General features: G+C 35.5%; 2 protein-coding genes. Both read left to right on the top strand.

Annotation, left to right across the window (positions count from 1 at the left end; all coding sequences use genetic code 11):
* The first annotated feature begins 240 nt into the window (after positions 1 to 240).
* On the top strand, positions 241 to 1,404 hold the full coding sequence (locus C0512_RS15360) for an ImmA/IrrE family metallo-endopeptidase (protein ID WP_290863148.1): 1,164 nt from the start codon (positions 241 to 243) through the stop codon (positions 1,402 to 1,404).
* Positions 1,397 to 1,859 (top strand): DUF4411 family protein (locus tag C0512_RS15355; protein ID WP_290863146.1); only part of this gene is annotated, 463 nt, incomplete at its 3' end. The genes C0512_RS15360 and C0512_RS15355, both read left to right, overlap by 8 nt.

Here is a 1,859-nt window from a genome sequence, read left to right as displayed (position 1 = left end):
GATCACCTAATAATGTATCTTGTCCCGTGCGGTTCGTGCCTTACCGCACGCTACGGGCTTGAGATGTACAACCCCAGCTTCGGGTTTCGTTAAAGGTAAGTGTGCTGTTAGTGCTTAACAAGGCGTTCCAGTCAACCGCTGAACCACTGCGCGGCTTCAAGTCGGCTTGGCTACCTTGTTAATATCTTCTCTACTTGCTGGATATAGCTATAGTCAATAAAGGCAAGCTATAATAAAAAAATGGAAAAAATTGCTATTAACGCTAATCGTTTGAACTGGTGTTTGAACACAGGGCAGATAGATATTGAACATCTATCTTCTGAAGTTCGTATTGCCAAGCCAACGCTTATGTTAGCAATGGAAAACCACGCAGTTTTAAGTATCTCTCAACTGGAAAAAATAGCGCATTATTTTAAACGTAGTGTATTGTTTTTTCTCGATCCAAATGAAGTCCAAGAAGAAAAAATCTACACTCCCCAATTTCGTACAATCAATAATCAAAAGCCAATCCACTCTTCCAAGCTAAGAACATTTATTGAGCATGTAGAAAAACTGCGTCAAATTTACATTGGCTTACTAGAGGATTTGGGTGAACCAATTAATGAAAATTGGTACCCTGACTTGGATTGGAATATCACAGATATTAAAAAAACTAGTGTTAATATTCGTGAATGGTTAGATATACCAAAATCTTACGACTTTAATAGTTTGCGGCATGCTGTAGAAAATAAAGGAATAATAGTGATTGTATCCAATAGATACAATGGAAAGTGGCAAATTGATAAAAATGACCCTGTGCGTGGTTTTTCTTTATATTATGAAATTTTGCCAATTATAGTCATTAAAAAACAGGCAAGCGAAGGAGCCCAGGCATTCACTTTAATGCACGAGCTGGGTCATTTGTTATTACATAAAGAAAGCATTATTGATAATGAAGAGGATTTTTATAATTATCAAGGTAAAGAAAAAGAAGCGAATGAATTTGCCGGAAACTTATTAATTCCTGATGTTTTTTTAGGCCAAGTTGACATAGAAAAACTATTGAGTTTAGAAATTAACGAATATGATGGTTTTTTGAATGATTTTAAAAAACAATGGTGTGTAAGCGGTCAAGCAATATTAGTAAGACTTTTGAGAGATAATAAAATTCCACAGCACTATTATCAGGACTATATCGCTTTTCAGGAAAAAAAATACACCACAGACGAAACCAAAATTAAATTAGATATAAAACCGATACCAAGAAAATATAGGTATAGAGAACCTATTAATGTATTCGGAAAACCTTATGTCTATGCAGTACTTGACTCTTTACACAACAAACATATTACCTTAGCCAAGGCTAGCACTTATCTAGATGATTTGAAAATTAGTGATCTCCGCCAGTTGGAGCGGCATGTATAATTTTGATGCGTCATCAATAATTCATGCTTGGGATAACTATCCGATTTCCAACCCACACTTTAAGTCGTTGTGGCAATGGTTTGCAGATCAAATTAGTAACAAACAATTTTGCATATCAAAAATAGCACTTGAAGAAGTGGGTCATAAATTACCTGAATGCGGCAAATGGCTAAGAAACAATCTTATTGAAGTTTATCCTTTAACCCCTAGAAGTATATTAACAGCACAACAAATAAAAACTCTTTTGGGTATAGTCGAAGAAAGGTATGCAAAAGGTGTTGGTGAAAATGATTTATTTATTATTGCTATCGCAAAAGAGACGATATCTACTTTGGTTAGCGAAGAAGCGAGGCAAAATAAGCTGCCTTCTCTAAAGTCCAATTATAAAATTCCAGCCGTCTGTGAAATGCCCGAGGTTGCCGTAACATGTATAAGCTTTGTTGAGTTGCTTAAGC

The sequence above is a fragment of the Flavobacterium sp. genome, assembly GCF_013822155.1.
Lineage (GTDB): Bacteria > Bacteroidota > Bacteroidia > Flavobacteriales > Flavobacteriaceae > Flavobacterium.
This window is presented reverse-complemented; position numbering and strand designations above follow the sequence as displayed.

What these genes read in the sequence shown, in the direction of transcription:
- C0512_RS15360 (WP_290863148.1), top strand. Translation starts at nt 241, where the DNA reads ATGGAAAAAATTGCTATTAACGCTAATCGTTTGAACTGGTGTTTGAAC.